29 protein-coding genes are annotated in these 25,146 nt (G+C 63.3%); 10 read left to right on the forward strand and 19 right to left on the reverse strand.

The annotated features are described in order from the left end of the window. Positions 1-74 precede the first annotated feature (74 nt). The 5 genes from GYH29_RS04165 to purM are packed head-to-tail and all read right to left on the reverse strand — an operon-like array spanning position 75 to position 4,357. The gene (locus tag GYH29_RS04165; protein ID WP_043592064.1) at positions 75-1,325 is read right to left on the reverse strand and encodes an RsmB/NOP family class I SAM-dependent RNA methyltransferase; all 1,251 of its coding nucleotides are present in this window, start codon (positions 1,323-1,325) and stop codon (positions 75-77) included. Then, positions 1,321-2,493 carry a DUF3108 domain-containing protein gene (locus GYH29_RS04170; protein WP_161523218.1) on the reverse strand — a complete coding sequence of 391 codons (1,173 nt, stop codon included), beginning with the start codon at positions 2,491-2,493 and terminating at the stop codon, positions 1,321-1,323. Before GYH29_RS04170 ends, GYH29_RS04165 begins: the two co-directional genes overlap by 5 nt. Before the next feature lie 4 nt (positions 2,494-2,497). Next, a complete protein-coding gene (purN, locus tag GYH29_RS04175) occupies positions 2,498-3,127 on the reverse strand; it encodes a phosphoribosylglycinamide formyltransferase (RefSeq protein WP_019100720.1) in 630 nt (209 codons plus the stop codon). Continuing rightward, complete coding sequence (locus tag GYH29_RS04180) at positions 3,124-3,306, reverse strand: hypothetical protein (RefSeq protein ID WP_019100719.1); 183 nt, start codon at positions 3,304-3,306, stop codon at positions 3,124-3,126. The genes purN and GYH29_RS04180 overlap by 4 nt, the downstream gene beginning before the upstream one ends. Positions 3,307-3,319: 13 nt before the next feature. Continuing rightward, positions 3,320-4,357, reverse strand: a complete 1,038-nt coding sequence (gene purM, locus GYH29_RS04185; RefSeq protein ID WP_019100718.1) for a phosphoribosylformylglycinamidine cyclo-ligase — start codon at positions 4,355-4,357, stop codon at positions 3,320-3,322. Positions 4,358-4,442: 85 nt separating this feature from the next. Here purM and GYH29_RS04190 point away from each other — a divergent pair, with 85 nt between their 5' ends. The 10 genes from GYH29_RS04190 (at position 4,443) to trhA (ending at position 12,050) form a co-directional block, all read left to right on the forward strand. After that, complete coding sequence (locus GYH29_RS04190; RefSeq protein ID WP_019100717.1) at positions 4,443-5,537, forward strand: AI-2E family transporter; 1,095 nt, start codon at positions 4,443-4,445, stop codon at positions 5,535-5,537. Between the two features lie 10 nt (positions 5,538-5,547). Then, entirely contained in the window at positions 5,548-6,222 is a 675-nt protein-coding gene (gene hda, locus GYH29_RS04195) for a DnaA regulatory inactivator Hda (protein ID WP_043591991.1), read from the forward strand. Next, positions 6,219-6,908: a histidinol-phosphatase gene (locus tag GYH29_RS04200; protein ID WP_043591988.1), complete on the forward strand. Its 690-nt coding sequence runs from the start codon at positions 6,219-6,221 to the stop codon at positions 6,906-6,908. The genes hda and GYH29_RS04200 overlap by 4 nt, the downstream gene beginning before the upstream one ends. Positions 6,909-7,489: 581 nt before the next feature. Next, positions 7,490-8,104, forward strand: a complete 615-nt coding sequence (locus GYH29_RS04205) for a MotA/TolQ/ExbB proton channel family protein (protein WP_107731578.1) — start codon at positions 7,490-7,492, stop codon at positions 8,102-8,104. A gap of 2 nt (positions 8,105-8,106) precedes the next feature. Then, positions 8,107-8,520 (forward strand): ExbD/TolR family protein, encoded by a 414-nt coding sequence (locus GYH29_RS04210; RefSeq protein ID WP_043591986.1) that lies wholly within the window; start codon positions 8,107-8,109, stop codon positions 8,518-8,520. A 4-nt stretch (positions 8,521-8,524) separates the two neighbouring features. Continuing rightward, positions 8,525-9,547: a tetraacyldisaccharide 4'-kinase gene (lpxK, locus tag GYH29_RS04215; RefSeq protein WP_043591985.1), complete on the forward strand. Its 1,023-nt coding sequence runs from the start codon at positions 8,525-8,527 to the stop codon at positions 9,545-9,547. Next, entirely contained in the window at positions 9,537-9,719 is a 183-nt protein-coding gene (locus GYH29_RS04220; protein ID WP_043591984.1) for a Trm112 family protein, read from the forward strand. The genes lpxK and GYH29_RS04220 overlap by 11 nt, the downstream gene beginning before the upstream one ends. Then, positions 9,716-10,489 (forward strand): 3-deoxy-manno-octulosonate cytidylyltransferase, encoded by a 774-nt coding sequence (kdsB, locus tag GYH29_RS04225; protein ID WP_043591981.1) that lies wholly within the window; start codon positions 9,716-9,718, stop codon positions 10,487-10,489. Before GYH29_RS04220 ends, kdsB begins: the two co-directional genes overlap by 4 nt. Before the next feature lie 70 nt (positions 10,490-10,559). Continuing rightward, complete coding sequence (gene adk / locus GYH29_RS04230) at positions 10,560-11,216, forward strand: adenylate kinase (protein ID WP_019100471.1); 657 nt, start codon at positions 10,560-10,562, stop codon at positions 11,214-11,216. 216 nt (positions 11,217-11,432) lie between these two features. Next, a complete protein-coding gene (trhA, locus tag GYH29_RS04235) occupies positions 11,433-12,050 on the forward strand; it encodes a PAQR family membrane homeostasis protein TrhA (protein WP_019100472.1) in 618 nt (205 codons plus the stop codon). A 110-nt stretch (positions 12,051-12,160) separates the two neighbouring features. Here the strand turns inward: trhA and GYH29_RS04240 are convergent, their stop codons facing one another. From GYH29_RS04240 to GYH29_RS04305, 14 genes are all read right to left on the reverse strand, one after another. Beyond that, positions 12,161-13,750 (reverse strand): DUF3369 domain-containing protein, encoded by a 1,590-nt coding sequence (locus GYH29_RS04240; RefSeq protein WP_081574647.1) that lies wholly within the window; start codon positions 13,748-13,750, stop codon positions 12,161-12,163. After that, the gene (locus GYH29_RS04245) at positions 13,747-15,291 is read right to left on the reverse strand and encodes a sensor histidine kinase (RefSeq protein ID WP_043591975.1); all 1,545 of its coding nucleotides are present in this window, start codon (positions 15,289-15,291) and stop codon (positions 13,747-13,749) included. Before GYH29_RS04245 ends, GYH29_RS04240 begins: the two co-directional genes overlap by 4 nt. 75 nt (positions 15,292-15,366) lie before the next feature. After that, positions 15,367-16,284, reverse strand: a complete 918-nt coding sequence (locus GYH29_RS04250) for a DMT family transporter (protein ID WP_161523219.1) — start codon at positions 16,282-16,284, stop codon at positions 15,367-15,369. 112 nt (positions 16,285-16,396) lie between these two features. Then, positions 16,397-17,887: a bifunctional ADP-dependent NAD(P)H-hydrate dehydratase/NAD(P)H-hydrate epimerase gene (locus tag GYH29_RS04255; protein ID WP_019104264.1), complete on the reverse strand. Its 1,491-nt coding sequence runs from the start codon at positions 17,885-17,887 to the stop codon at positions 16,397-16,399. Between the two features lie 45 nt (positions 17,888-17,932). Further along, positions 17,933-18,568: a flavin prenyltransferase UbiX gene (locus GYH29_RS04260; RefSeq protein ID WP_019104263.1), complete on the reverse strand. Its 636-nt coding sequence runs from the start codon at positions 18,566-18,568 to the stop codon at positions 17,933-17,935. A gap of 34 nt (positions 18,569-18,602) precedes the next feature. Next, the gene (gene rapZ / locus GYH29_RS04265; RefSeq protein ID WP_019104262.1) at positions 18,603-19,445 is read right to left on the reverse strand and encodes an RNase adapter RapZ; all 843 of its coding nucleotides are present in this window, start codon (positions 19,443-19,445) and stop codon (positions 18,603-18,605) included. Next, on the reverse strand, positions 19,426-20,382 hold the full coding sequence (gene hprK, locus GYH29_RS04270; protein ID WP_019104261.1) for an HPr(Ser) kinase/phosphatase: 957 nt from the start codon (positions 20,380-20,382) through the stop codon (positions 19,426-19,428). The genes rapZ and hprK overlap by 20 nt, the downstream gene beginning before the upstream one ends. After that, complete coding sequence (ptsN, locus tag GYH29_RS04275) at positions 20,375-20,836, reverse strand: PTS IIA-like nitrogen regulatory protein PtsN (RefSeq protein ID WP_019104260.1); 462 nt, start codon at positions 20,834-20,836, stop codon at positions 20,375-20,377. Before ptsN ends, hprK begins: the two co-directional genes overlap by 8 nt. A gap of 121 nt (positions 20,837-20,957) precedes the next feature. Beyond that, positions 20,958-21,272, reverse strand: a complete 315-nt coding sequence (gene hpf, locus GYH29_RS04280) for a ribosome hibernation-promoting factor, HPF/YfiA family (RefSeq protein ID WP_019104259.1) — start codon at positions 21,270-21,272, stop codon at positions 20,958-20,960. A 67-nt stretch (positions 21,273-21,339) separates the two neighbouring features. After that, entirely contained in the window at positions 21,340-22,764 is a 1,425-nt protein-coding gene (locus tag GYH29_RS04285; RefSeq protein ID WP_019104258.1) for an RNA polymerase factor sigma-54, read from the reverse strand. 3 nt (positions 22,765-22,767) lie between these two features. Continuing rightward, positions 22,768-23,496 (reverse strand): LPS export ABC transporter ATP-binding protein, encoded by a 729-nt coding sequence (lptB, locus tag GYH29_RS04290; protein ID WP_019104257.1) that lies wholly within the window; start codon positions 23,494-23,496, stop codon positions 22,768-22,770. Next, the gene (lptA, locus tag GYH29_RS04295; protein ID WP_043591966.1) at positions 23,493-24,047 is read right to left on the reverse strand and encodes a lipopolysaccharide transport periplasmic protein LptA; all 555 of its coding nucleotides are present in this window, start codon (positions 24,045-24,047) and stop codon (positions 23,493-23,495) included. The genes lptB and lptA overlap by 4 nt, the downstream gene beginning before the upstream one ends. Further along, positions 24,037-24,606, reverse strand: coding sequence for an LPS export ABC transporter periplasmic protein LptC (gene lptC, locus GYH29_RS04300; RefSeq protein ID WP_019104255.1), 570 nt, complete (start codon positions 24,604-24,606; stop codon positions 24,037-24,039). Before lptC ends, lptA begins: the two co-directional genes overlap by 11 nt. After that, a complete protein-coding gene (locus tag GYH29_RS04305) occupies positions 24,603-25,127 on the reverse strand; it encodes a KdsC family phosphatase (protein WP_019104254.1) in 525 nt (174 codons plus the stop codon). Before GYH29_RS04305 ends, lptC begins: the two co-directional genes overlap by 4 nt. Positions 25,128-25,146 lie beyond the last annotated feature (19 nt).

Raw genomic sequence — 25,146 nt, forward strand, 5'->3', positions numbered from 1 at the left:
TAATATTCAATGGTAAGGCGTATTGAGTTGAAAGACAAACCCCGGGCGCATCAGCGGCCGGGGTTGAGGCATGCTCAGGCGTTTTTTTCTAGTACGGCGGCGAAGAAACCGTCGGTATTGTGCAACTGTGGCTTCAGTTCCAGGTAGTCGCCCATTTGTAGCGGGATCTTCTGTTCCGCCAACACCTCGTCCATTTTCACCAGTTTGAAATCGGGGTGGTCCGCCAGGAAGGCGGCGACGATGTCTTGGTTTTCTTGCGGCAGCAAGCTGCAGGTGGCGTAGACCAAGCGGCCGCCGGCGCGGACCAGGCGGGAGGCGGAAGCCAGGATGGAGGCCTGCTTGGCGTTCAGTTCGGCCACGCTGTCCGGGCTTTGGCGGAATTTCAGGTCCGGATTGCGGCGCAGGGTGCCCAGGCCGGAGCAAGGCGCGTCCACCAGCACGCGGTCGGCCTTGCCGGCCAGGCGTTTGACCTTGGTGTCGTTTTCCGAGGCCAGCAATTGCGGGTGGACATTGGACAGGCCGGAGCGCGCTTGGCGCGGCTTGAGCTTGGCCAGCCGTTTTTCCGAAACATCGAAAGCGTACAAGCGGCCGCTGGAGGCCATCTGCGCACCCAGCAGCAGGGTTTTGCCGCCGGCGCCGGCGCAGAAGTCGACAACCATTTCCCCGCGACGCGCGCCGGTGATCAGGCCCAGCAGTTGGCTGCCTTCATCCTGCACCTCGAACACGCCGGCTTTGAACAGCTCGTGTTTGGCCAGCGAAGGCTTGGTTTTCAGGCGAATGCCCAACGGTGAGTAGGGCGTGGCCTCGCATTCGAGGCCGTCCGCCTGCAAGCGGCCCAGCAATTCGTCGCGCTTCATCTTCATGGTGTTGACGCGCAGGTCCAGCGGCGCGCCTTCCGCCAGGCCCTTGCCCAACGCGATCACCTGCTCAGGCGTTTGCTCGCCCAGGCGCTCAATCACCCATTGCGGCAGCTCGGCGTCCACTTCCAGGCTGGCCGGCAGGACTTTGCCCTTGATCTGGCCCAGCCATTCCTTTTCGCCGGCGCTGGCGGCGTCGCCCAGCTCCTTGACGTTGAGCTTGTGGATTTTCAGCAGGGCCACCAGAGCCAGCCGGCGCGGGGTGGCCTTGTCCGGCGAGATCAGCGCGCGCAATTGCAGCAGGCGACGCAGCGCGCCGAAAGCGGTTTCCGCGATGATGTGGCGGTCGTTGGCGCCCAGCTTGCTGTGTTCGCGGAAATAAGCCGACAGCACCGCGTCGGCCGGACGGTCGAAGCGGATCATCTGGCCGATGACGGTTTCGATATGTTTCAGTTGATGGTGATTAATAGTCATTCTTGTGTTTTCTCGTGGGTTGCGGCGGCAGCTTCCATTGCGGCGCGCCGTTCACGTCGATGCGGACGGCCCGGAGGTCGATCCGTTTATCCTTGTCGATGCGCTGGATGCGCACCGGCAGATTGGAGAATTCCGGCGCCAGCCAGAATTCATTAATGTCGCCGTCGCCCTGGGCGCGGAACACGATAACCCGAATCTTGCCGGCGCCGGTGTCGTAATCGGCCTCGCCGCTGGGGCGCATCGGGTATTCGTACACTTTCTTGCCGGTGGTGATCTGGATGGGTTCGGGTCCCAGTTCGCCGCCTTTCAGCCCCAGCTGGAAAGCGAGGCTGAACACATCTTGCGCGCCGGGCTTCAGATCCAGCAGTTTGTCGCCTTGATCGCCGTAGCGCAGCTGACCCGCATTGTAGTCGAAATGCGCGGACTCTTTGACTTGGCCGCCGCGCCAGGCTTGCAAGCTGTCCGGAAGCAAGCCGGTCTTGCTCTTGAAATGGCCTTCGGAAAGATAGCGCAGCTTGGGGCCGATAAAGGGGTTGGCGTTGATGTCCAGCCGGTAGCCGCCGTCCCCGCGGCTCCAGTCCAGCGTGCCGGTGCCCAGCATCGCCGAGCCGTAGAACACCTGGTAGCCCAGCGTGGCTTGACGGGGGAAGCCGCGCAGCTTGCTCTTGGGGTGGAGATAGCCATCGTCGGCGGCGGCGGCTTCGGCCGTCGGCGCGCTGGCCTCGTCCTTGTCGTTCGCCGCCATATTATCGGCGACCGGCGCCGATGAGGCGGTTTTGCTTTCCGCGCTGGGCATGGAGGCGTCGGGTTTGGGCTCCGCCGCCGGCGCGCTGCTGGCCTTCTTGCTTGGCCGCGCCTGAGCGACGACCGGTTCCGACGCCGCCTGCGGCGCCGAGGCTTCCGCCTTCTTGGCGGCGGGCTTGGGCTTGGCCGGCGCCGGTTTGGGCGCTGCCGGCCGCAATTGGGCCACGGCGCCTTGCGGCGCTGTCTTGGCCGCCGGTTCGTCGGCGTCCAGCGCCTGCATCTTGACGCTGATGTCGCGCAAATCCTGGTCCGGCGGCAGCTCCAGCCGCACCTCCGGCAGCAGGCCGGAGCCCAGCACGCCAAGATGAATGGCGAGCGACAGGGCCAGGGCCAGCAGGATCAGACGACGGCTTTTCATGGATTCAGGGCGCGGGCGCCATCAGGCTGCCGGCAACGGAGGCGCGGCTGGAGGTCTTCCCGGCGACGATGTTCAGTTCGCCGGCGACGAAGCGGCGCACGGCGGCCGGGTAGAGCTGGTGTTCCAGTTTCAGCACGCGCTCGGCCAGTGTGTCGGCATCGTCGCTGTCCAGCACTTCCACCACGCCCTGGGCGACGATGGGGCCGTGGTCCAGTTCGGCGGTGACAAAGTGCACGGTGCAGCCGGCTACCTTGCATCCCATTTCCAGCGCGCGCTGGTGGGTGTTTAGGCCGGTGAAGGCCGGCAACAAGGACGGGTGCACGTTCAGCATGCGGCCTTCGTAGCGGCGGGTGAAGCCGGCGCTGAGAATGCGCATGAAGCCGGCCAGCACCACGAGATCCGGCTGGTGGCTGTCTATCAGCTGCGCCAGCGCGGCGTCGAAGTCCTCGCGGCTGGCGAAGGTTTTGTGGTCCAGCGCCGCGGTGGCGATGCCGCGCTCGGCCGCCCAGGCGAGGCCGGCGGCATCCGGGCGATTGGAAATCACCGCGGCGATGCGCGCGCCCGCGATATTGGCGTCGACGATGGCCTGCATATTGGAGCCGCGGCCGGAAATCAGGATGACGATATTCTTCATGTTGGAATCGACGGAGACGTTGCCAGATAGTGTTCCCAGTCGGCGGCATCGGTGATGCAGCGCAACTGCTGTTCGTGCCAGCTGCCGCCCTGGTCCAGGCAGCGGTCAAGATCGGCCAGGATGACGGCCTCGCGATAAATGACAAACGCCGCCAGCAGGGCCAGCGGCGCCAGTAGCATCCAACGCAGCGCTTTAGGCGATCTGGGTTTGATGCTCGTCACCATTGCGGGCGCGTACCGCGCCGATCCGGTACACGGTTTCGCCTTCGCCCTGCAGCAGCGCGGCGGCCTGGTCGGCGTGCTCCGCCGCCACTATCACCACCATGCCGATGCCGCAGTTGAAAGTGCGGTACATTTCCTGGCTATCCACCTTGCCCTCCTGCTGCAGCCACTGGAACAACTTGGGTTGCGGCCAGGCGGCGGCGTCGATCTGCGCGACGACATGCTCCGGGAGCACGCGCGGGGTGTTCTCCGTGATGCCGCCGCCGGTGATGTGGGCCATGCCCTTGACCGGCAGCGCCTGCATCAGTTTGAGCAAGGGCTTCACATAGATGCGGGTGGGGGCGATGATGGCGTCGCGCAGGCTGCGTCCGTCCTCGAACGGCGCGTCCAGATCGGGTTGAGCGCGCTCGATGATCTTGCGCACCAGCGAGTAGCCGTTGGAGTGCACACCGTTGGATTTCAAGCCCAGCACTACGTCGCCTGGGGCGATGTCGCGGCCGCTGATCACGGCGCTCTTCTCCACCACGCCGACGGCGAAGCCCGCCAGATCGTATTCGCCGGTCGGGTACATGCCGGGCATTTCGGCCGTCTCGCCGCCGATCAGCGCGCAGCCGGCCTGTTCGCAGCCGGCGGCGATGCCTTTGATCACGTCGGTGGCTTGAGGCACGTCCAGTTTGCCGCAGGCGAAGTAGTCGAGGAAGAACAGCGGTTCCGCTCCTTGCACCAGGATATCATTGACGCTCATTGCCACGAGGTCGATGCCCACGGTATCGTGACGATTCCAGTCAAAGGCCAGTTTCAGCTTGGTGCCGACGCCGTCGGTGCCGGAAACCAGCACCGGCTCCTTGTACTTCTTGGAAATCTCCACCAGTGCGCCGAAACCGCCGATGCCGCCGATGACCTCCGGGCGCATGGTGCGCTTGGCATAAGGCTTAATGTTCTCGACCAGCGCGTCGCCGGCATCAATGTCGACGCCGGCATCACGGTAACTGAGGGAAGTGGTGTTCAAGGTAAACTCGCTTTCTGCAAACTTGAAGTATTTTTACATCAAGCTTTCGCCGACGCGAAAGCAGCACATTTTAACTGAAGTCGCGATGAAACGCTCCCAAAACCGTCTGATTCCCTGGGTCATCGGCGCAACAGCCTTGCTGTTCGCCGGCTGGCTGTTGCAGCAGTTGGCGGCCGCGCTGACGCCGTTCGCGGTGGCCGCGGTGCTGGCTTATGTGCTCAACCCGGCGATGCGCTGTCTGGCCGGGAAAGGCTTGCCGCGGCCTTTGGCCGCCGGCCTGTTGACGTTGGCCGGCATGGCAGCCACCATCGCCCTGTTGCTGGTGGTGGCGCCCATGCTGTTCAAGCAGACCCAGGGCTTGATAGACCGCTTGCCTGTCTTGGCGGATTTCGCCCAGGGGCGGGTGCTGCCCTGGCTGCGTACCGAGTTCGCCATCCATCTGGAACTGGACGCGGCCGGCTGGAAGCGAGTGCTGGCCGCCAACGCCGGCGCTTTGAAGGGCGCGCTGTCGGCGGTGGCGCTGCGGGCGACCCAGAGCGGCTTCATGCTGGCCGGCCTGTTGTTCAACCTGCTGTTGTTGCCGGTGCTGCTGTTTTATTTCCTGCAGGATGGGCCGCGGATGGCCGCGACGCTGGCCACGCTGGTGCCGCGGCGCTGGGCGGGCGAGGTGGAGTCCCTGGCGGGGGAGTTGGACCGGGTATTGGGCGAATTCCTGCGCGGGCAACTGTCGGTGATGCTGATCATGGCGCTGATTTTCGCGTCCAGTCTGGCCTTGCTGGGGCTGGAGTCCGGCATCGCCATCGGCGTGGTGGCCGGTTTGTTGGTGTTTATCCCTTATCTGGGCACTTTTCTCGGCTTCGCTCTGGCCGGGCTGGCCGCCGCGCTGCAGTTTGATTCCGCCGGCGATGTGCTGCTGGTGCTGGGCGTGTTCGGCGCGGGCCAGTTGCTGGAAAGCTTTTTGATCACCCCTTGGCTGGTGGGCGAGCGCATCGGCCTATCGCCGGTGGCGGTGATCTTTTCCTTGCTCGCTTTCGGCCAGTTGCTGGGCTTCGCAGGCCTGCTGCTGGCCTTGCCGATGGCGGCCGCCACCTTGGTGATATGCCGCTTTCTGGCGCGCGCGTATTTCAACACACGCTTTTATCAGCGTAAAATCAGAAATAGACATCAAAACCCAGTTTGATCGCCTTCACTTGGACCAGTTAATACTTGATTTGACGCCCACCCCCTTGCCGGCCTTCGATAATTTCCTGGCCGAACGCAACCGCGAGGTGATCACAGCGCTGACGGCCGAGGCCGGCGAGCGCTTCATCTATCTGTGGGGCGAGCCCGGTTGCGGCAAGACGCATTTGCTGCAGGCTTGGATCGCCCACGCCGAGCGGCTGGGGCGCGCCTCCATCTATCTGGACGGCAAGACCGAGCATCTGCCTGACTTTGCGCGCGAGGCCAGCTTTATCGCCGTCGACCACGTCGACGACCTGGCGCCGGACGACCAGATTACCCTGTTTTCCTTCTACAACTCGCTGAAAGAAAGCGGCGAGTCGCGGCTGTTGATGGCGGGCCGCCAGCCGCCGATGGCCCTGGCGGTGCGCGACGATCTGCGCACCCGGCTGGGCTGGGGCCTGGTGTTCGAGGTCAAGGCGCTGTCGGACGAGGACAAACTGGCCGCGCTGCGCAGCCACGCCGCCAGCCGTCAGTTGTCGATCCCGGACGATGTCTACCGCTACTTGCTGACGCATTGGCGGCGCGACCTGTCCAGCCTGATCGGCATGATTGACATATTGGACCGCTACTCTCTGGCCATGAGGCGGCCGATCACCGTGCCGCTGGTGAAAAACGTTTTGCAAACCGCAAGCCCGGAACCATGACCAATACCACCGCATTGCGCAACTTGGCGCTGTTCGACCTCGACCACACCCTGATCGCGGGCGATTCCGACTTCGAATGGCCGCGTTTTCTGATCCAGCGCGGCATTCTGGAGCAAGCGCATTACGACGAGCGCAACAATTATTTCTATCAGCAGTACCAGCAGGGCACGCTGGACATCCACGAGTATCTGGCTTTCGCGCTGGAGCCCTTGAAGCGCTTCAGCCGCGCAGAGCTGGACGCCTTGCACGCGGACTACCTGGAGCAGCACATCAAGCCCATCATTACCCGCAAAGCGCGCGATTTGCTGGCGGCGCACGCGGCTCAGGGCGACGAGATCATCATCATCACCGCCACCAACCGCTTTATCACCGGGCCGATCGCCCGCGAGCTGGGCGTGGAGCACCTGATCGCCATCGAGCTGGAAGAAGAGGAGGATGGACGCTTTACCGGCCGCGTTAGCGGCGTGCCCAGTTTCCAGGAGGGCAAGATCACCCGTTTGCAGCAGTGGCTGGATGAGCGTGGCTTGAGCATGAACAGCTACGGCCAGAGCTTTTTCTACAGCGATTCGCACAACGATCTGCCCTTGCTGAAGCTGGTCGACCACCCCGTGGCGGTGGATCCGGACGACACCTTGCGCGCTTACGCGGAGCAGCAGGACTGGCGCGTGATTTCCTTGCGCGATTGAGGCGAGGCAATTATCCACAGCGGCGGCTGAATAACCTTGTGGATAACAGTGTGGATTGCTTGCCGGGGCTTGGCTTTTGCTGGCAAAGGTTAAAAAAGCGGCAGTGCCCAATCATGGTCGCGAAATTGATAGATTTGCTTGAAATCCTTGCCTGGCGCGGCTTTCGTCAAGTTGAGTTTCGAGCGCCGCCGACGAAATAAGGCGAGTATTCGAAAGTCTTTATAAAAGATGGGTTTAGGCGGCTTTGTTGACAACTCTGCGCAGTTTTCGCCGCTAAGAACGTGTTTACAATCTCGCGAGCTAAGGCGAGACAAGGCGAAAACGGCTGAGAAAGCGGAATGTACGCGTGGTACATGAGCATTTCGAAGCGGGTTTCAACGCCGTATCGCCGACGCGCAGCAGATCGTAAACAGGTTCTAAGCGTCTGTTTGCGGTTGCGGCGACGGCCGCGCGCGGCGGCGCCGGTTGCTGAATCTGCATGGATGCCGCTAAAGTTCAGGGTCTGTCGCTCCGGGTTTCGCAAGAGTCGAGCCGGCGCGGCGGACCCTAGTGTTTGCAATCGTTTTTCGGAGAACCCCCTCGTGTGGTCAATCATTGAAGCGGCCGGCTGGCCGATCTGGACCATCATCGCCGCCTCGGTCGTGTCGCTGGCGATTATCTTTGAACGGTTGTTCAGCCTGAGAAAGGGCAGCGTGGCGCCTGAGGGCCTGCTGGGGCAGGCCTTGCAGGAATACCGCCGCGCCGGCGCCAGCGAGGAGCTGTTGCGCAAACTGCAGGCGCATTCGCCGCTGGGCCGCCTGTTTTGCGCCGGCCTGCGCAATGTCGGCGGCAACCGCGAAGTGATGAAAGAGGCGATTGAGGACGAGGGCCGCGTGGTGGCGCACCAGTTGGAGCGCTTGCTGACCACCTTGGGCACCATCGCCGCGATGGCGCCCCTGTTGGGCCTGTTGGGCACGGTGATAGGCATGATTGAGATCTTCGGTTCGCAGTCGCCGGCCGGCAACAACCCACAGGCGCTGGCGCACGGCATTTCCATCGCGCTGTACAACACCGCCTTCGGCCTGATCGTGGCCATTCCCAGCATGATGTTCTATCGTCATTTCCGCTCCAAGGTGGATGGCCTGTTGGTAGAGATGGAGTCGCAGGCGGTCAAGCTGGTGGAAGTGCTGCACGGCGAGCGTAAAAACGGGAGTTGAGCATGAATTTCCGCCGAGGCCGCAGCCGCGAAGAGCCCGAGATCAACTTTATTCCGCTGATCGACGTGCTGCTGGTGATCCTGATCTTTCTGATGGTCACCACCACTTATTCCAAGTTCGCCGAACTCAAGATCAATCTGCCGGCCGCTCAGGGCGAGCAGGCCAAGACCAAGTCGTCGGAAATCACCGTGGCGGTAGCCGCCAACGGAGAGATGGCGGTGGGCGAAGCGAAACTCGCCGCCGGCGACAAGGCGGCTTTGTTGAATAAATTGAAGGACGACGCGGCGGGCAAGAGCGACGTCATCGTCATTGTCAACGCCGACGCCAAGGCCACACACCAATCCGTGGTGACGGTGATGGAGGCGGCGCGCGAGGCCGGGCTCAACCAGTTGACCTTCGCCACCCGTTCGCAATAGCAGCATGCATTGGATAGAACGGCAATGGTATCGGCCGCGTTGGTGGCTGACAGCCCTTCTGGCTCCGCTGGAAGGGCTGTTTGCCCTGTTGGCGGCGGCCAGGCGCTTTGCTTACCGCCGCGGCTGGCTGCGCGCCGAACGTTTGGACGCGCCGGTGGTGGTGGTGGGCAACATCAATGTCGGCGGCGTCGGCAAGACGCCGCTGACCTTGGCCTTGTTGCGCGATTTGCAACAAGGCGGCGTCAAGGCGGGCGTGATCAGCCGCGGCTACGGCGGCAGTCATCGCCAGCCCACGCTGGTGCGGCCGGATAGTTCGCCGGAGGAGGTGGGCGACGAGCCGCTCCTGCTGGCCGCCGGCGGCGCGCCGGTAGTGGTGGGGCGGGACCGCGTCGCCGCCGGCCGCCATCTGCTGGCGCTGAACCCTGATGTGCAGCTGTTATTGACCGACGACGGATTGCAACATTATCGGCTAAGCCGCGATCTGGAGATTGTGGTGCTGGATGGCGCGCGCGGAGGGGGCAACGGCCGCTTGTTGCCCGCCGGGCCTTTGCGAGAACCGTGGTCGCGGCTAGGGTCGGTGGATGCGGTGGTGGTCAATGGCGGCGATGCCGCCGGCCTGGCTCTGCCGGCCGGGCCGCGACGTTTTGCAATGCGTCTGCGACCCGCACCCTTGCAGCGGCTGGATGCGCCCGACGAGACGCGAGCGGCGGCGGATTTCTCCGGCTTGCGCTTGGCGGCGATGGCCGGCATCGGCCACCCGCAGCGCTTTTTCGACACGCTGGCCGGCTTGGGCTTGCGGCCGGAGCTTTGTCTGGCCTGGCCAGATCATCATCAGTTCGAAGCCGCCGACCTGCCGGCCGGCATGGACGCGGTGATCGTCACTAGCAAGGACGCGGTCAAGCTGCGGCGGGTGATTCATGATGCAGCGCAGCGTGCTAGACTATGGGTTTTGCCGGTTCAGGCGGAGTTGGAGCCTGATCTGAGCGCTTGGATTCTGGATCGACTGAAGATAAAACATGGACGCTAAATTCCTGGATATTCTGGTGTGCCCGTTGTGCAAGGGACCGCTGGTTTTCGACAAGGCCAAGCAGGAACTGATCTGCAAGGGCGACCGGCTGGCTTACCCGATCAAGGACGGAATTCCGATGATGCTGGAAGCCGAGGCCCGCGAACTGGCGCCGGAAGAAGAGATAAAATGAGCCGCGGCTTTTGCGTGGTGATTCCCGCGCGTCTGGCATCCAGCCGCTTGCCGGGCAAGCCGCTGGCCGACATCGCCGGCAAACCCATGGTGGCGAGGGTTGCCGAGCAGGCGGCCAAGAGCGGCGCAAGCCGGGTGATCGTGGCCACCGACCACGACGATGTGCTGTCCGCTTGCCGCGCTCACGGCATTGAAGCGCTGATGACGCGCGCCGACCACGCCAGCGGCACCGACCGGCTGGCCGAAGTGGCGCAGGCGCTGAACTTGGCCGACGATGAGATCGTGGTCAATGTCCAAGGCGACGAACCGCTGATCAACCCGGCACTGATCGACCAACTGGCGGCGCTCTTGGCCGCCGGCGACGCGCCGGTGGCGACCTTGGCGCATCCGTTCCGCGATGCCGCCGACATGTTCAATCCCAACGTGGTCAAGACGGTGCTGGACCACGCCGGCCGCGCGCTGTATTTCAGCCGCGCGCCGATTCCCTATGCCCGCGACGCCTTTGCACAAGATGCGAGCGCGTTGCCCGTGGACCTACCAGTGCTGCGGCATATCGGCATGTACGCCTATCAGGCGGGTTTTCTGAAGACCTATAACCGTTTGGAACCGGCGCCGCTGGAGCGGTTTGAAGCGCTGGAGCAGTTGCGGGTGTTGTGGCACGGCTTCGCCATCAAGGTGGCGGTGGTAGAGTCCGCGCCGCCAGCCGGCGTGGATACGCCGGAGGACCTGGAACGCGTGCGCCGCTTGCTGGGCGACGGACGGAACCCATAAGCCGGGCCGCCTCGGCGCGGCCCGGATTTCGATATCAAATCATCTTATTCAAATTGACGGAGCGATCTTCATGCGACTGATCCTGTTGGGGGCGCCTGGCGCCGGCAAAGGTACCCAGGCCAATTTCATCAAGGAAAAATTCGGCATCCCGCAAATCTCCACTGGCGACATGCTGCGCGCCGCGGTCAAGGCCGGCACGCCGCTGGGCCTGGAAGCCAAGGCGATCATGGACGCGGGCGGCCTGGTGCGCGACGACATCATCATCGGCCTGGTGAAGGAGCGCATTGCCGACGCGGATTGCGCGAATGGCTTCCTGTTTGATGGTTTTCCGCGCACGATCCCGCAAGCGGAGGCGATGATCGCCGCCGGCGTGGACATCGACTACGTGGTGGAGATCGACGTGCCGGACGCGGCCATCGTCGAGCGCATGGCCGGTCGCCGCGTGCACCTGGCCTCCGGCCGCACCTACCACATCAGCTTCAATCCGCCGAAAGTGGCCGGCAAGGACGATGTGAGCGGCGAAGAGCTGGTCCAGCGCGACGACGACCGGGAAGAAACCGTGAAGAAGCGCCTGGCGGTTTACCACGAACAGACTGCGGTGCTGGTGGGCTTCTACGGCGAGCGCGCCGCCAGCGGCGACGCTAAGGCGCCGAAATACATCAAGATCGACGGCACCCGCGCGGTGGAAACCGTGCGCGACGAGGTGCTGAAGGCGCTGGGCGCCTGAGCCGCGGCCGGTTGGCGATCCGCTGAGCGATCGTCGACAGGCGCCGGATTCGCCGTGTAAGCAAAAGCGGGCCTGCGGCCCGCTTTTGTTTTGGCGCGTCGAGAAAGGGCTGGCGCGCCGGCGGCAACAGGCGGACAATTGAACCCGGAGCCCGCTAGCGGCTCCAAAAGTTTTTGCACGTCAAGCCGGAGCGATGCCGGCGCAAGGATAATACCTATGTATCACGGGGAACGTTTCAACGGGATTTCCCATTTGATCGGCACCTTGCTGGCCATTACCGGCCTGGTGGTGCTGGTGACCATGGCCGCGCGTGAGGGCGACCCCTGGAAAGTGGTCAGCTTCAGCCTGTACGGTGCCACTTTGGTGGCTTTGTATCTGATTTCCACGCTGTATCACAGCTTTCGCGGACGCGCCAAGGCGGTGCTGCAGAAGTGCGACCATTCGGCGATCTATCTGCTGATCGCAGGCAGTTACACGCCGTTCGCGCTGGTGACCCTGCGCGGCGCTTGGGGCTGGAGCCTGTTTGGCGTCAGCTGGGGCTTGGCCGTGTTCGGCATCATTCAGGAGCTGACATTGGGGCGGCGCACCCGTTTGCTGTCGATGATTCTCTACGTGGTGATGGGCTGGCTGGTGTTGGTGGCGTTGCCGCCTCTGATTGAATCGCTGCCCAGCGGCGGGCTGTTTTGGCTGGCCTTGGGCGGGATTCTGTACAGCGTGGGCATTTATTGGTTTCTCAACGACGAGAAAATACGCCACGGTCACGGCATCTGGCATTTGTTCGTGCTGGGCGGCAGCGTCTGCCAGTTTGTCAGCGTCTTGTTCTACGTGGCCTGAGCCACGGCTTGAAGTCCTCCCGTAGCGGCGGGCCGGAAGAAGGGCGAAATCAGCGCAAGCGCTGTTTTCGCCCTGTTTTATTCCGGCTTTGCTCAGCGCCCGAGGCGCGCTTACTCATCCGGCAAATCCTGCAACCGGCGTTCTTTGACCAGGGTTTCCAGAGCGCGCACCACTTCCGGATCGAACTGGCTGCCGGCGCGGCCGGAGATGTAGTCCATGGTGTCGCGCAGCGTCCACGGTTCCTTGTAGGGCCGCTTGTTGAGCAGGGCGTCGAACACGTCGACCACCGCGACGATACGCGCCGACAGTGGAATTTCCTGGGCTTTCTGCTTTCTGGGGTAGCCGTTGCCGTCGAAGTGCTCGTGGTGGCCGCCGGCGATTTCCGAGCCTAGCGACAGATAGCTCATGCCTTCCACCATGCTGGCTGATCTGGCCAGTATCTGCGCGCCTATGGTGGCGTGCTGTTCCATGATCACCCGCTCGTCCGGGTCCAGCTTGCCTGGTTTGAACAGAATGTGGTCCGGGGTGCCCACCTTGCCCACGTCGTGCAAGATGCTGGCCATGCCCACCATGTCCATGAACTCCTTGCCCATCAGCTCCGGATAGGCGCCGTTGTCGCGCATCTGCCAGGCGATGGCGTCGGTCAGCCTCTGCACGCGCAACACATGGTTGCCGGTGTCGGTATCGCGGAATTCCGCCAAGTCCGCCAGCGCCACTACCGTGGCTTCCTGCGCGCTGCGTAGCTGGCTATAGAGATAGAGGTTGTCGTAGGCGGCGGAAATACGCTGGCAGAATACATCGAGCAGGTCGCGCTCTACTTCTTCAAGCGGCCACTGCGGGGTGAAGTGGATGATGAATTCGCGGCCGTTGCGCGAGGTGATGTAGAGCACGTCGTAAGGGTGCTGGTAGATGCTGCGTTTTTCGGCGAAGGAGCGCAGGATCACCTGCTCCAGCTCGGGGAAGGGGCTCAGATCGCCGCTTTGCCCCAACGATTCATAGTTGCCGGAGGCGGCCAGGATTTCCAGTTCCGGCCGGCCGTTGCTGTTGTCGTTGCGCACGCACAGGATGCCATCGCTGCCGATGTCCAACAGCGCGCTGATCTGGCGAAGCACGCCGGAGGCGAACTCGCGCAGCGAATACAGCTGGTACAGGTCGGAGGCGCTTTCCAGTATCTTGGACAGGCCTTGGCGGTTTTTCTCCAGCGACAGCAGGTTTTCGTAGGCGCGCAGCGAGGAGATGATGGTGGTGAACAGCTTTTGCACCGTCAGCTCGGTCTTGGTCTTGTAGTCGTTGATGTCGTAGTTGAGGATGACTTCCTGTTCGGGCGCCTGCCCGGGCTGGCCGGTGCGCAGCACGATGCGCACCAGGCCGTTTTTCAGGTCCTGGCGGATCTGATGCACCAGCTTCAGCCCGGCGTCCTCGCTTTCCATCACCACGTCCAGCATGATCAGCGCGATGTCCGGATGCTGGCGCACCACTTCATAAGCTTCCTTGCCGGAGTGAGCGCTGAGTAGTTCCAGCGGTCGTTCTTTGTAGCGGATATTGCGCAGCGCGATGCGGGTGGCGGTGTGGACGTCCTTTTCGTCGTCGACGATCAGGATTTTCCATGGATGACGGCCATCGTTCACGACGGACGCGGGTTCTGCTGGAGCGTCATCGTCCAGCAGCCAGTCGTCTTCCTGGTTGGTGATGTCGCTCATGCTATGTTCTCCTTGCTCTGATTGACCGGGGCGGAACAGGGCATGGTGATGGTGAAAGTGGTGCCTTTGTTCACTTCGCTGTGCACCTCGATCGACCCGCCCAAGCGTTGCCGTACGATGTTGTAGACGATGTTGAGCCCGAGGCCGCTGCCGCCGCTGCCGCGGCGGGTGGTGAAGAAGGGATCGAATACACGGCTCAGGTTTTCCGGCGGGATGCCCTTGCCGTCGTCGCTAAGCGTCAGCGTGATGTAATGAGGGTTATTGCGCCGGGCTTCGATCAGGATTTTGCCGCTGCTGCGATTTTCGAAGCCGTGTACCAGGGAGTTGACCATCAAATTGGTGACCACTTGGGCGAAGGAACCGGGATAGCTGTCCAGCAGGATGTCTTCCTCGCACTGTACGCTGATGGTGGTATTGGCATGCTTGAAGCGCGGCTTCAGGCTGGTGATCACTTCATTCAGATAGTCTTGCAGTTGGAAGCTGCGCCGCGCTTCGCTGGTCTGATCCACCGCCACCTGTTTGAAGCTGTGTATCAGGTTGGCCGCGCGCTCGGCATTGGACAGAATCAGGTCGCTGCATTCCTTGGCGGTGTCAAGATAGGCTTGGAAGTCGCTTTTCTTGACGGTGCCGCCGTCCACTTTTTCTATGATGTGGCTGGTGGCGGTCCCCAGGTGGGAGGCCGTGGTCAGGGTGATGCCCACCGGGGTGTTGATCTCGTGGGCGACGCCGGCCACCAGGCTACCCAGCGAGGCCATCTTCTCGGTTTCCACCAGGGTTTGCTGCGCTTCCATCAACTGGCGATAAGCCTCTTCAGCGCGGTCGCGTTCGGCGCGGGCCACGGCTTCGGCCTCGGTGCGTTTGGCCAGGTCGCCGGCGGTGCGCGCCACGATGCGGTTGAAGCCGTTGACGATGCCGCCGATCTCGTCGTCGGCGACATGGGTGACTTGAGCGCCGCTGGCGTCCGGCGCTCGAATGGCGGTGTTCAAGGCCTGCTGCAGCCGAGCCAGCGGTTGGAACAGGAAGCGTTGCAGGTTGAAGGACATGATCATGAAGATCATCACGTCCAGCAGCAGGATCTGGGCGGACAGTTCGATCAGTTGGTCGCGCTGATGCTTGGCCAAAGCCTGGCGCGACAGGTAGACGGTGGCGTTGCCCAAGTGCTCCTTGCCCTGATAGATGATGGGGATGTTCAGCATATCGTCCGAACGCGGCTCCTCCGACGGCGGCATGTCGCGGATGCTGCCGTCGGTATCATGGCTGCGGCCCAGGCTGAGCCCGGATTCCCCCTTGACGCTGATGGCGATGATGGAGGGCCAGCTCAGCTCGCTGTCCAGCGTCAGCCTGACGTTCTCGTCGTCCAGCTGCCAGACGCTGTGCGGCAGCGACATCGCCAAGCGGGCTTTGACCGCGGCGCGTTGGGATTGGTAGTCGGCCTCATTGCGTTCTTGGTTGTGCAAATAGGAAAACAGGCCTGTCGTCCCCAGAATGGCGGTGATCCAGGCCATCAACCAGAACATCAATTTGGTTTTTATGCTTTTCATTATGTTCACAGTTCCAAGTGCCCACACTGAATCCTAGGCAGTTCTGGCGCGAATACCAAATCCGGATGAGTCCGGTCAGCCGCCGCTGTCGGCGCTCAGCGTCGCGGGGGGCTTGGCGCGCGGGGCAAGCTTTTGCAGCGCCAGTCCGCTCAGGATCAGGCCCAGTCCGACCAGAGTGGAGGGCAGGATGGCTTCGCCGATCAGGAAATGGATTAGCGCCAGCGATAGCAGAGGCGACAGGAAAATCAGGTTGGCGATGCGGGCGGTGCTTGGCGTCAGTTTCATCGCTGTCAGCCACAAGACGAAGGTGAAGCCCATTTCGAAGGCGCCGACGTAGGCGGCGCCGGCCAGGCCTTGCCAGGCTACCGGGCCCAGTTGACCGGTATAAGCGCACCAAGCCAGGCTCAGCGGCAGCGAAAAGGCGAAATTGAGCGTCAAGCCGATGACCGGCTCGCGCGTGTCGCGGGCGTTGAAGATCCAGTAACCGGCCCACAGCAGGGTGGAGGCCAGCGCCAGCGCCACGCCGAGCGAATCGGAAAACCGCAGTTCCAGCACCTGGCCGCGGGTGCCTATCACCAGCACGCCCAGATAGCAGACCAAGGCGGCGGCGATGTCGCGGCGCTGCAGTTTCTGCTTGAGCAGCGGCACCGCCAGCAGGCTCATGGTCAAGGCCCAAGTGTAGTTGATGGCCTGGGCTTCCTGCGCCGGCAGCAGCGCGTAGGCCTGGAACAGGATCAGGTAGTACAGCGCCGGGTTGACCGCGCCGAAGATAAGAGAGGCGCGCCAGTGGCGGCGCAAGGCCGGCGCAAGCTCCGGCAGCCGGCCCTGGACGGCCAGCAAGCCAAGCAGGCAGAGCAGGGAGGCGGCGCTGGCGTAGAGCACCAGTTGAGCCGGGCTGAGATGGGCGAGGCTGATCTTGAAGGCGCTGGCCACCGTGGACCAGGCCAGGACGGCGGCGAGTCCGTAGGCGTAAGCTTTAGATTGTGACTGCAAGGTAATCCCCAGGGTGACGGATGAGGGGCCGCGGGACGGCCATGCCGCCGGCCCGCGCGCCGATGACTCATTCTAATGCAAATGGATTTTCACCGGGGAGCTCGCCTGGGTTTCAGCTTGCCTGTTCCTGCGCCCGTTCCTGGATCAGCCGGTTCAGCATCAGGCTGGCGCGCCAGGCGGTGTCGGAAGCGGACAGGCCGATGGGGCCGCCGGTTTCCATTTCAAAATCATCGCCGGCCAGGCCGTGGATGTGCACCGCCAGGCTGGCGGCTTCGAAAGGCTCCATGCGTTGGGCCAGCAGCGCGGCGATGATGCCGGTCAGGACATCGCCCTGGCCTGCCACCGCCAGCGCCGGGCCGCCGCTGGTGTTCAAGTGGTAAAAGCCGTCCGGGCCGACGATCAGGCTGCCGGCGCCCTTGAGCACGACCACGCAGTTGAAGTGGTTGGCCAGCCGGCGCGCGGCCAGCAGGCGGTCCTTTTGCACCGTTTCGGTGCTTTGTCCCAGCAGGCGCGCGGCTTCCGCCGGGTGAGGGGTCAGGATGGTCCCGGCCTGGCGTTTGGCGATCAGCGCGGCGGCGGCGTGGTCGTTGGCCAGCAGGTTGAGCGCGTCGGCGTCCAGCACCAGCGCCTGCGGCTGCTGGATGACTTGGTCCAGCAGGCGGCTGGCCAGCTCTTGCAGGCCGAGGCCGGGGCCGACGGCGAGCACGTCCGCGTCGGGCAGATCGGCGACTTCGTCCAGCGCGGAGATCATCAGTTCCGGCACCACCGGATCCACCGGCAGCCGGTCGTCCAGCGGGCAGACATGGACCTTGCCGGCGCCGCAAGCCAGCGCGCTGCGTCCGGCCAGCAGCGCCGCGCCCAGCATGCCCGGCGCGCCGCCAATCACGCAGACGGTGCCGAACAGGCCCTTGTGACTGTTGCGCGGCCGCAGCAGCGCGCGGACGTCCGGCTGGTTAATGCTGCCGTCCGCCGCGGGAATCAGCCTAGGCGGGCAGTCCAGCAGGTCCAGCTCCACGTTGCCGGCCAGGTCGGCGCCCGAGGCGCTGAACAGGCCGGGTTTCTGGCATAGGAAGGTCAGGGTGTGGCTGGCCTGGATCGCGGTGTTGGCGGGCACGCCGGTATAGGCGTCCAGACCGCTGGGACAGTCCAGCGCCAGGATGGGGCTGCCCAGTTGGTTGATGCGGTCGATCAGGGTGGTCCATTCTAGGTCGAAGTCCCGGCTCAGGCCCACGCCAAACAGACCATCGATGACCAGATGCGGCGCGCGGTAGTCGCGCGGCAGGTCGAACATCACATGGCCTTGCGCTTGTTCCAGCTCATGCAACGCTTCCGAGGTGGCGGGGCTGGTGGGCTGGGTGGGCACCAGCACATCGACGCGGAAGCGGCGGCGCATCAGTTCCAGCGCCGCGTACAAGGCGTCGCCGCCGTTATTGCCGGGACCGGCGCAGATCAGCAGTCGGGAGGTGCTGGGCAGGTGGTGGCTGACCCAGTCGGCGGTAGCCATCGCCGCGCGCTGCATCAGGTTGTAGCCGGCGTCGGTGGCTTGGCGCTCCAATTGGCGCAAGGCGTCCAGGCTGAGAATGCTTTGGTCTTGTGTCGGCATCCCGATGCTCCTCGTTGGCCGGGCCGCAAGCGGCGCGGCGGCTGGTTAGGGCGCCGCGGGGTTGTCCGAGGCGGGCTCGCCCCAGCGCGGCGTCAATTGATTGTCTATGCGGAGCTGATCCAGAATTCGCGCCACCACGAAGTCGATCATGTCGTCCACGGTCTTGGGATGAGTATAGAACCCCGGAGACGGCGGCAGGATGACAACGCCAAGACGGGCCAACTTGAGCATGTTTTCCAGATGAATGGCGGAGAACGGGGCTTCGCGGGGCACCAGCACCAGTTTGCGCTGTTCCTTGATGCTGACGTCGGCGGCGCGCTCGATCAGGTTGTCGCTGCTGCCCTGGGCGATGGCGGCCAGCGTGCCCATCGAGCACGGGCAGACCACCATGGCGTCGGCTGGGTTGGAGCCGGACGCCACCGGCGCGAACCATTCTTCGCGGCCGAACACCGCCAGCTGGCCGTCAAGGGCGCCGCTGCGTTGCATCAGCCACTGTTGGGCTTCTGCCGAGCGCGACGGCAGGGTCAGGTCCATTTCCTGTTTGGCCACTACCTGGGCGGCTTGCGAATACAGCACCCAGACGCGGATGCCGGCGGCGATCAGGCAATCGATCAGCCGCAAGCCGTAGGGCAGGCCGGAAGCGCCGGTCAGGGCGACGGTGACGGTTTTGATCGGGCGCATGAATGTCTCCTTTAGGCGGGCGGCCCGAACGCGTTCAGTTCTGGCGGTAGAGCTGGCGATGGCGCACCAACACCTGTTCGGCGGCGAACAGGCGGGCAAGTTGTTCCGTGATGTAGACCGAGCGGTGCTGGCCGCCGGTACAGCCAACGGCGACGGTCAGATAACTACGGTTTTCCATGCTGAAACAGGGCAGCCATTTGCTGACCAGCTGCTGGATGTCGCCCACCATCTGTTGCACTTCCGGCGTTTGCTGGAAGAAGTCGATGATGGGCTGGTCGCGGCCGGTGAAGGGGCGCAGCTGCGGGTCGTAATAGGGGTTGGGCAGGCAGCGTACGTCGAAAACGAAGTCGGCGTCCCGCGGCAGGCCGTGTTTGAAGCCGAAGGATTCAAAGATCAGCGTCAACCGGCTGCTGTCGGCGTCCACCAGTTCACGCACCCAGCTGCGCAGCGCGTTGGCGGATAGCTCGCTGGTGTCGATGCGGGTGCCCAACTCCATGATCTCGGCCAGCATGTCCTGTTCCAGCAGAATGCTTTCCTCCACCGTGACGTCGGCGCCGGACAGCGGATGGCGGCGACGGGTTTCGGAGAAGCGCTTGACCAGGGTGGCGGGCGTGGCTTCCAGGAATAGCAGGCGCACGTCCACCTGCTGGGCCCGCAGTTTTTCCATTTCCGCCGGCAAGGCGCCCAGCGACGGGCCGGAGCGGGTGTCCACGCTGATGGCGATCTGCTCGTAGCCGTAGTCGGCGTACAGCGACATCGCCTCGTGCAGCATGGTGGCCGGCAGATTATCCACGCAGTAGAAGCCGGCGTCTTCCAGGGCGCGCAGCGCCACCGACTTGCCGGAACCGGACAGGCCGCTAATCAATATCAGGCGCATTTTCCTGGTCTCTGAGGAAGTTGGTGTGGCGTTCGATGAACTCGCGCGTGCTGTCGATGCCGCGCAGCTGCAGAATGTAGTTGCGCACCGCGGCCTCCACCAGCACCGCCAAGTTGCGGCCGGCGGCCACCGGCAGCACGACCTTGCGGATGGTGACGCCGATGATGTCCTGGGTTTCCGACTGGATGTTGAGGCGGTCCAACGCCTGCATCGCCTGATCATTGGCCTTGACCAGATGAATGATCAGCCGCAGCACCTTCTTGGGCCGCACCGCGGTTTCGCCGAAGATGGTGCGGATATTGAGGATGCCAAGGCCGCGCACTTCCAGGAAGTCGCGCAGCAGGGGAGGGCATCGGCCTTCCAGCGTGTCCGGACCGATGCGGTACAACTCCACCGCGTCGTCTGCCACCATGCCGTGGCCGCGGGAAATCAGTTCCAGCGCCAGCTCGCTCTTGCCCATCGCCGAATCGCCCATGATCAGCACGCCGATCTCGAACACGTCGAGGAAGACGCCGTGCAGCACGGTGGACACCGCCAGCGCCCGCGCCAGATAGATGCGCAGCACATCCATCAGGTAGGGGCTTTCCAGCTTGGTGGTCATCAACGGGACGTTGTGGGTGTGGCAGTAGTCGCGCAGCAGCTTGGGCACGGGCTGGTCGTTGGCCACCATCACCACCGACATGCTCTTGTGGAACAGCTGATCAAGCGCGGTCTTGGCGGCGGACTGCTCCAGCCGGTTCAGATAGTCCACCTCGGCGAGGCCCAGCACCTGGACCCGGTTGGGGTGGATGAAGTTGAGGTGGCCGACCAGCGCCTGAGTCGGGCGCTGTTCGTCGTTGCCTATCATATTGTCGGCGCCGCCGGTTCCTGCAACCCAGGTGAGGTTGAGCTTCTGCTGGTTTTCCTGGTACAGCCGGCGGACACTGATGCTAGGCATTGGGCACCCAATTGTTGAGCAGCTGGTAAAGCTCGTCGCGAATGGAGATGCCCAGCATCTGCTCGCGCATCTGGCGGCTGGAGAACAATTGCGCCAGCTCGGACAGCACTTGCAAGTGCAGGTCCGTGGCCTGTTCCGGCACCAAGAGCACAAACAGGCACTGCACCGGTTTGCCGTCGGGGGCGTCGAACGGAATAGGCGCTTTCAGGCGGATGAACACGCCCATTGCTTCCTTCAGGCCGCGCGCGCGGCCATGGGGAATCGCCACTCCCTGGCCAAGGCCGGTGGAGCCGAGTTTTTCGCGGGCAAACAGGCAATCGAAGATTTCGCTGCGCGCGATGCCCCGGGTATTTTCAACCAAGAGGCCGACCTGCTCGAACACACGCTTCTTGCTGGCGACATCGAGATCCAGCAACACGTGTTCGGGGGTCAGGATTTTGCCGATGAGGTTCATATTGGATTATGCATGCGGCTGAGAAAAACCCGGCAATTCTACGTTGCCTTGATAGTACTGAAAACGGGCAAGTGCAAAGAAAAGCGGGAACCCGCAGGCTCCCGCCTTCCAATTCAAGGGATTACAGGCTGGCTTCAGGCGCCGGAGCACGGTGTTCAGACTGCTTTTCCTTGTGTTTCAGCACTTGGCGGTCCAGCTTGTCGATCAACAGATCAATGGCGGCGTACATATCGGATTCGGTGGCTTCCACGTGAATGTCCTTGCCGGACAGATGCACGTTGACTTCAGCCTTTTGCACCAGTTTATCAACAGACAGAGTAACGGAAATGTCGATCACATGGTCGACATGTCGAGTAACGCGCTCCATTTTGGTTTCAACGTATTCGCGCAGGGCGGGAGTTACTTCCAGATGCAGTCCAGTTACTTTGAGGTTCATACCCTAGCTCCTTCTGGTGTTGACAGTCCGGTCGGGTCGGCCGGATCGCTGTATTCCGCCGCCTGGCTCACAACGTCTTGCGTTGGTTGACCGGCGGTATCTGCATGGCTTCACGATACTTGGCTATCGTGCGTCTGGCAACTTGTATTCCCTGTTTGGACAGCGCTTCGACCAGAGCGCTGTCGGACAGCGGTTTGCTCGGCGATTCGGCGTCTATCAGGCTGCGGATATGCGCCTTGATCGCGGTAGCGGAGCACTCGCCGCCGCTGTCGGTTTCCAGCGCGCTGCCGAAGAAATACTTGAGCTCGAACAGGCCGCGCGGGCAGAGCAGGTATTTCTGGGTGGTCACTCTGGAAACCGTGGATTCATGCAAACCCAGCTCGTCCGCGATGTCGCGCAGGATCAGCGGGCGCATGGCCACTTCGCCGTGTTCAAAGAACGATTGCTGCCGTTCAACGATAGCTTCCGCCACTTTCAGGATAGTGTCAAATCGCTGCTGGATGTTCTTCACCAGCCATTTCGCCTCTTGCAGACGTGAGGACATTTCGCCGTTGCCGCCGCGGTTTTCCGCCAGCAGCCGCGCGTACATCTGGTTGACGCGCAGCCTGGGCACGGCGCCGCCGTTCAGGGCGGCCACCCAGCGGCCCTTGCGCTTTCTGACCGAGACGTCGGGGATCACGTATTGGGTGTCGCTGGCGCCGAAACCGGCGGTGGGGCGGGGGTTGAGGCGGGCAATCAGCGCCTGGGCGGCGCGCAGCGCGGCGTCGTCCACGCTCAGCTGCTTTTTCAGCCGGGTGTAGTCTCGGTTGCCCAGCAAGGTCAGGTGGTCGCGGACGATGGCCAGCGCCAGCTCGCGCTGGGGCTCGTCCGGATCCAGCCGCTGCAATTGCAGCGCCAGCGCTTCCGGTAGCGAGCGCGCGCCGACGCCGGGCGGGTCGAACTGTTGCAGTAGGCGCAGGCCTATCATCAGTTCGTCGGCTTCGATTTCCAGTTCCAGCGGCAGGTGGCTGGCGATGTCTTCCAGCGTTTGACCCAGGTAGCCGTCGTCGTCCAGCTCTTCGATCAGCAACTGAACGATGGCCTGGTCGCGCGTGGGCAGCGCCACTTCGCCCAGTTGCGCCAGCAGGTGCTCGCGCAGGCTGACCGGACAGGGTACGTTCAGCATCGGGTCCAGTTCGTCGTCGCCGTCGCCGCGGCGGCCACCGCTGCCCCAGTCGCTCAGTTCGCCGGCCTCGGCGCCGCGCTCGCCGTCGTCGCCGGAGGCCTCGTCGCGGGTTTCCGCGGCGCCGTCCTGTTCCTGGCCGGCGGTGGTGTCAGCCGCTTCGCCCTGCGGCGCTTCGTCGCCGCGCTCAAGCAAGGGATTATCCAGCAAGAAGCGCTCGACTTCGGTCTGCAGGTCGAGAGTGGACATCTGCAGCAGCTTGATCGACTGCTGCAGCTGCGGCGTCAGGGTCAGCTGCTGCGATACCTTGAGCTGAAGGGTCTGTTTCATCGCTTACAGGTGGAAGTGTTCGCCAAGGTAGACTTCGCGCACCTTCTCGTTGTTGACCAGTTCTTCCGGTTCGCCGGAGGCGAGCACCGAGCCTTCGCTGATGATGTAGGCGCGGTCGCAGATGCGCAAGGTTTCGCGGACATTATGGTCGGTGATCAGCACGCCGATGCCGCGTTCCTTCAGGAAGGAGATGATTTTCTGGATGTCGATCACCGCGATCGGGTCGACGCCGGCGAAGGGTTCGTCCAGCAGGATGAAGCGCGGCCGGGTGGCCAGCACGCGAGCGATCTCGACGCGGCGGCGTTCGCCGCCGGACAGCGACAAGGCGCTGCTGTCGCGCAGGTGGCCGATGTTGAGGTCGTCCAGCAGCAGGTCCAGCTCTTTTTCCAGTTCCTTGCCCTTGAGGCCGGACACTTCCAGGATGGCGCTGATGTTCTCTTCCACCGTCATGCGGCGGAAAATGGAGGCTTCCTGCGGCAAGTAGCCCAGGCCCAGGCGCGCGCGCTGGTGGATGGGGTAGTGGGTGATCACCTGATCGTCCAGGCGGATTTCACCGTCGTCGGCGCCGATCAGGCCGACGATCATGTAGAAGCTGGTGGTCTTGCCGGCGCCGTTGGGGCCGAGCAGGCCCACCACTTCGCCGCTGGCGATTTCCAGCGCCACGTCCTTGACCACGGTGCGTTTTTTGAAGCGCTTGCGCAGGCGCTCAACCTTGAGCACGCTTTGCGTCATTTGCTGGCTCCGCTGGCGGGTTTGGCCGCCGCCGGCTGCGAGGCGGTGTTTTTCGGCTGCAGGATCACGGTGACGCGGCCCTTGTTGGGGCCGGTGGCGGTGCCGCCGGTCACTTGGTAGGTTTCGTTCTGGGTGTTGTAGGTGATCACATTGCCCACCACCAGATCGCCTTCGCGCTTGACCCGGGCGTTGCCGGTCAGCACCGCGAGGTTGGCGGCGCTGCTATAGTCCAGGCGGCTGGACTGGCCCTCCACCCATTCGTTTTTGCCGTCCATTTTTTGGCGGAAGGTGACGATGCGGCCGGTGGCCACCAGGGTCTGTTGGCCTTGCTTGTCCTGAGTGGCGACGACTTTGTCGGCGTTCAGGCGCAGCGTGCCCTGAATCACCACCACATTGCCTTCGCAGGTGGACACGCCTTTGATCTGGTCCATGGTGCAACCGTTGTCGCTCGTGATTTCCATCGGCTTGGTGCGGTCGGCCTGTTCGGCGTGGGCGACGGAAGCGGCGGCCAGCGCCAGGCCGGCCAGCAGGAGACGGAGCTTATTTTTCATAAATGATCTTGGTGTGAGACAGCAGGTTCAACAAACCTGTCTGTTGCTGATAGACGAAGCCCACGGAGTTGCCGTGCGATTTACCGTGATAGAACACGGTGGGCGCGGCGGAGCGGGCGATTTTCTTGGCGGTGTCGACGTGCATGGCGCTGGTGACGACCTTGGTTTCCGGCTTGTCCGCGGCGGCGGGCTGGATCATGGTCGCCTTCTTGTCGAAATAGGCTTGCTGGGTCTTGTTGTTGTAACGGCCGACGTCGCCGATCAACTGGTATTGCAGCGCGCCTTGCTGGTACTGGTAAAGCTCGGGGTTCTCGAAGAAGGCGTCGTCCTTGCCCGGGTACTGCCACATACGGGTGGCGATCAGCCGTTCATTGAGCTTGCCTTGCGCGTCGAAGCGGGTGGCGGTCAGGTGTTCGGCCACGTATTCGGGCTTGTCCGGGTCCAGTTCGCGTCGGTTGCTGTCCCAGCGCGAGACTTGGTCCAGCCACACGGTCAAGAGGCCGGTCAGGCCCACTAGCAGCAGCGGGAACAGGCGGTGGGAGCGCAGCAGGCGGATCATGCCAGATACCTTGCCAGGATCGGATCGAAGGAGCCCTGAGCCTGCATGATCAGTTCCGCCAGTTCGCGCACCGCGCCTTTGCCGCCGGAGCAGCCGGTGACGTAGTGCGCGCGCTGACGCACCAGGGCCGGCGCTTCCGGCACCGCGACGGCCAGGCCGACGCGGGTGATGATGGGTAGGTCGATCAGGTCATCGCCGATGAAGGCGCATTCCTCGGCCGTCAGGCCGGTGAGTTCCAGCAGTTCGCCCAGCGCCAGCTTCTTGTCGTGCACGCCGCCGTAGTAATGATCGATGTGCAGCGCGCGGGCGCGATGTTCGACGCAGCGGTCGGCGCGGCCTGAGATGATGGCCAACTGGACGCCAGTGGATTGCAGCAGGCGCAGGCCCAGGCCGTCTTGTACGTTGAAGGATTTGCTTTCTTCGCCGTGGGCGTTGTAGTAGATGCGGCCGTCGGTCATCACGCCGTCCACATCCATGATCAGCAGCTTGACCTTGCGGGCCTGCTCGAAAATGCTTTGCATGCTTGTCCTTGCTAATACC

This window comes from Chromobacterium haemolyticum (assembly GCF_009936155.1).
GTDB classification, from domain to species: Bacteria; Pseudomonadota; Gammaproteobacteria; order Burkholderiales; family Chromobacteriaceae; genus Chromobacterium; species Chromobacterium haemolyticum.

Excerpts from the sequence above, each read along its gene's own strand:
- GYH29_RS04170 (WP_161523218.1), bottom strand. The coding sequence starts at position 2,493 with ATGAAAAGCCGTCGTCTGATCCTGCTGGCCCTGGCCCTGTCGCTCGCC.
- purN (WP_019100720.1), bottom strand. The coding sequence starts at position 3,127 with ATGAAGAATATCGTCATCCTGATTTCCGGCCGCGGCTCCAATATGCAG.
- GYH29_RS04180 (WP_019100719.1), bottom strand. The coding sequence starts at position 3,306 with ATGCTACTGGCGCCGCTGGCCCTGCTGGCGGCGTTTGTCATTTATCGC.
- GYH29_RS04190 (WP_019100717.1), top strand. The coding sequence starts at position 4,443 with ATGAAACGCTCCCAAAACCGTCTGATTCCCTGGGTCATCGGCGCAACA.
- GYH29_RS04200 (WP_043591988.1), top strand. The coding sequence starts at position 6,219 with ATGACCAATACCACCGCATTGCGCAACTTGGCGCTGTTCGACCTCGAC.
- GYH29_RS04210 (WP_043591986.1), top strand. The coding sequence starts at position 8,107 with ATGAATTTCCGCCGAGGCCGCAGCCGCGAAGAGCCCGAGATCAACTTT.
- lpxK (WP_043591985.1), top strand. The coding sequence starts at position 8,525 with ATGCATTGGATAGAACGGCAATGGTATCGGCCGCGTTGGTGGCTGACA.
- GYH29_RS04220 (WP_043591984.1), top strand. The coding sequence starts at position 9,537 with ATGGACGCTAAATTCCTGGATATTCTGGTGTGCCCGTTGTGCAAGGGA.
- kdsB (WP_043591981.1), top strand. The coding sequence starts at position 9,716 with ATGAGCCGCGGCTTTTGCGTGGTGATTCCCGCGCGTCTGGCATCCAGC.
- adk (WP_019100471.1), top strand. The coding sequence starts at position 10,560 with ATGCGACTGATCCTGTTGGGGGCGCCTGGCGCCGGCAAAGGTACCCAG.
- trhA (WP_019100472.1), top strand. The coding sequence starts at position 11,433 with ATGTATCACGGGGAACGTTTCAACGGGATTTCCCATTTGATCGGCACC.
- GYH29_RS04240 (WP_081574647.1), bottom strand. The coding sequence starts at position 13,750 with ATGAGCGACATCACCAACCAGGAAGACGACTGGCTGCTGGACGATGAC.
- GYH29_RS04245 (WP_043591975.1), bottom strand. The coding sequence starts at position 15,291 with ATGAAAAGCATAAAAACCAAATTGATGTTCTGGTTGATGGCCTGGATC.
- GYH29_RS04255 (WP_019104264.1), bottom strand. The coding sequence starts at position 17,887 with ATGCCGACACAAGACCAAAGCATTCTCAGCCTGGACGCCTTGCGCCAA.
- GYH29_RS04260 (WP_019104263.1), bottom strand. The coding sequence starts at position 18,568 with ATGCGCCCGATCAAAACCGTCACCGTCGCCCTGACCGGCGCTTCCGGC.
- rapZ (WP_019104262.1), bottom strand. The coding sequence starts at position 19,445 with ATGCGCCTGATATTGATTAGCGGCCTGTCCGGTTCCGGCAAGTCGGTG.
- hprK (WP_019104261.1), bottom strand. The coding sequence starts at position 20,382 with ATGCCTAGCATCAGTGTCCGCCGGCTGTACCAGGAAAACCAGCAGAAG.
- ptsN (WP_019104260.1), bottom strand. The coding sequence starts at position 20,836 with ATGAACCTCATCGGCAAAATCCTGACCCCCGAACACGTGTTGCTGGAT.
- hpf (WP_019104259.1), bottom strand. The coding sequence starts at position 21,272 with ATGAACCTCAAAGTAACTGGACTGCATCTGGAAGTAACTCCCGCCCTG.
- GYH29_RS04285 (WP_019104258.1), bottom strand. The coding sequence starts at position 22,764 with ATGAAACAGACCCTTCAGCTCAAGGTATCGCAGCAGCTGACCCTGACG.
- lptB (WP_019104257.1), bottom strand. The coding sequence starts at position 23,496 with ATGACGCAAAGCGTGCTCAAGGTTGAGCGCCTGCGCAAGCGCTTCAAA.
- lptA (WP_043591966.1), bottom strand. The coding sequence starts at position 24,047 with ATGAAAAATAAGCTCCGTCTCCTGCTGGCCGGCCTGGCGCTGGCCGCC.
- lptC (WP_019104255.1), bottom strand. The coding sequence starts at position 24,606 with ATGATCCGCCTGCTGCGCTCCCACCGCCTGTTCCCGCTGCTGCTAGTG.
- GYH29_RS04305 (WP_019104254.1), bottom strand. The coding sequence starts at position 25,127 with ATGCAAAGCATTTTCGAGCAGGCCCGCAAGGTCAAGCTGCTGATCATG.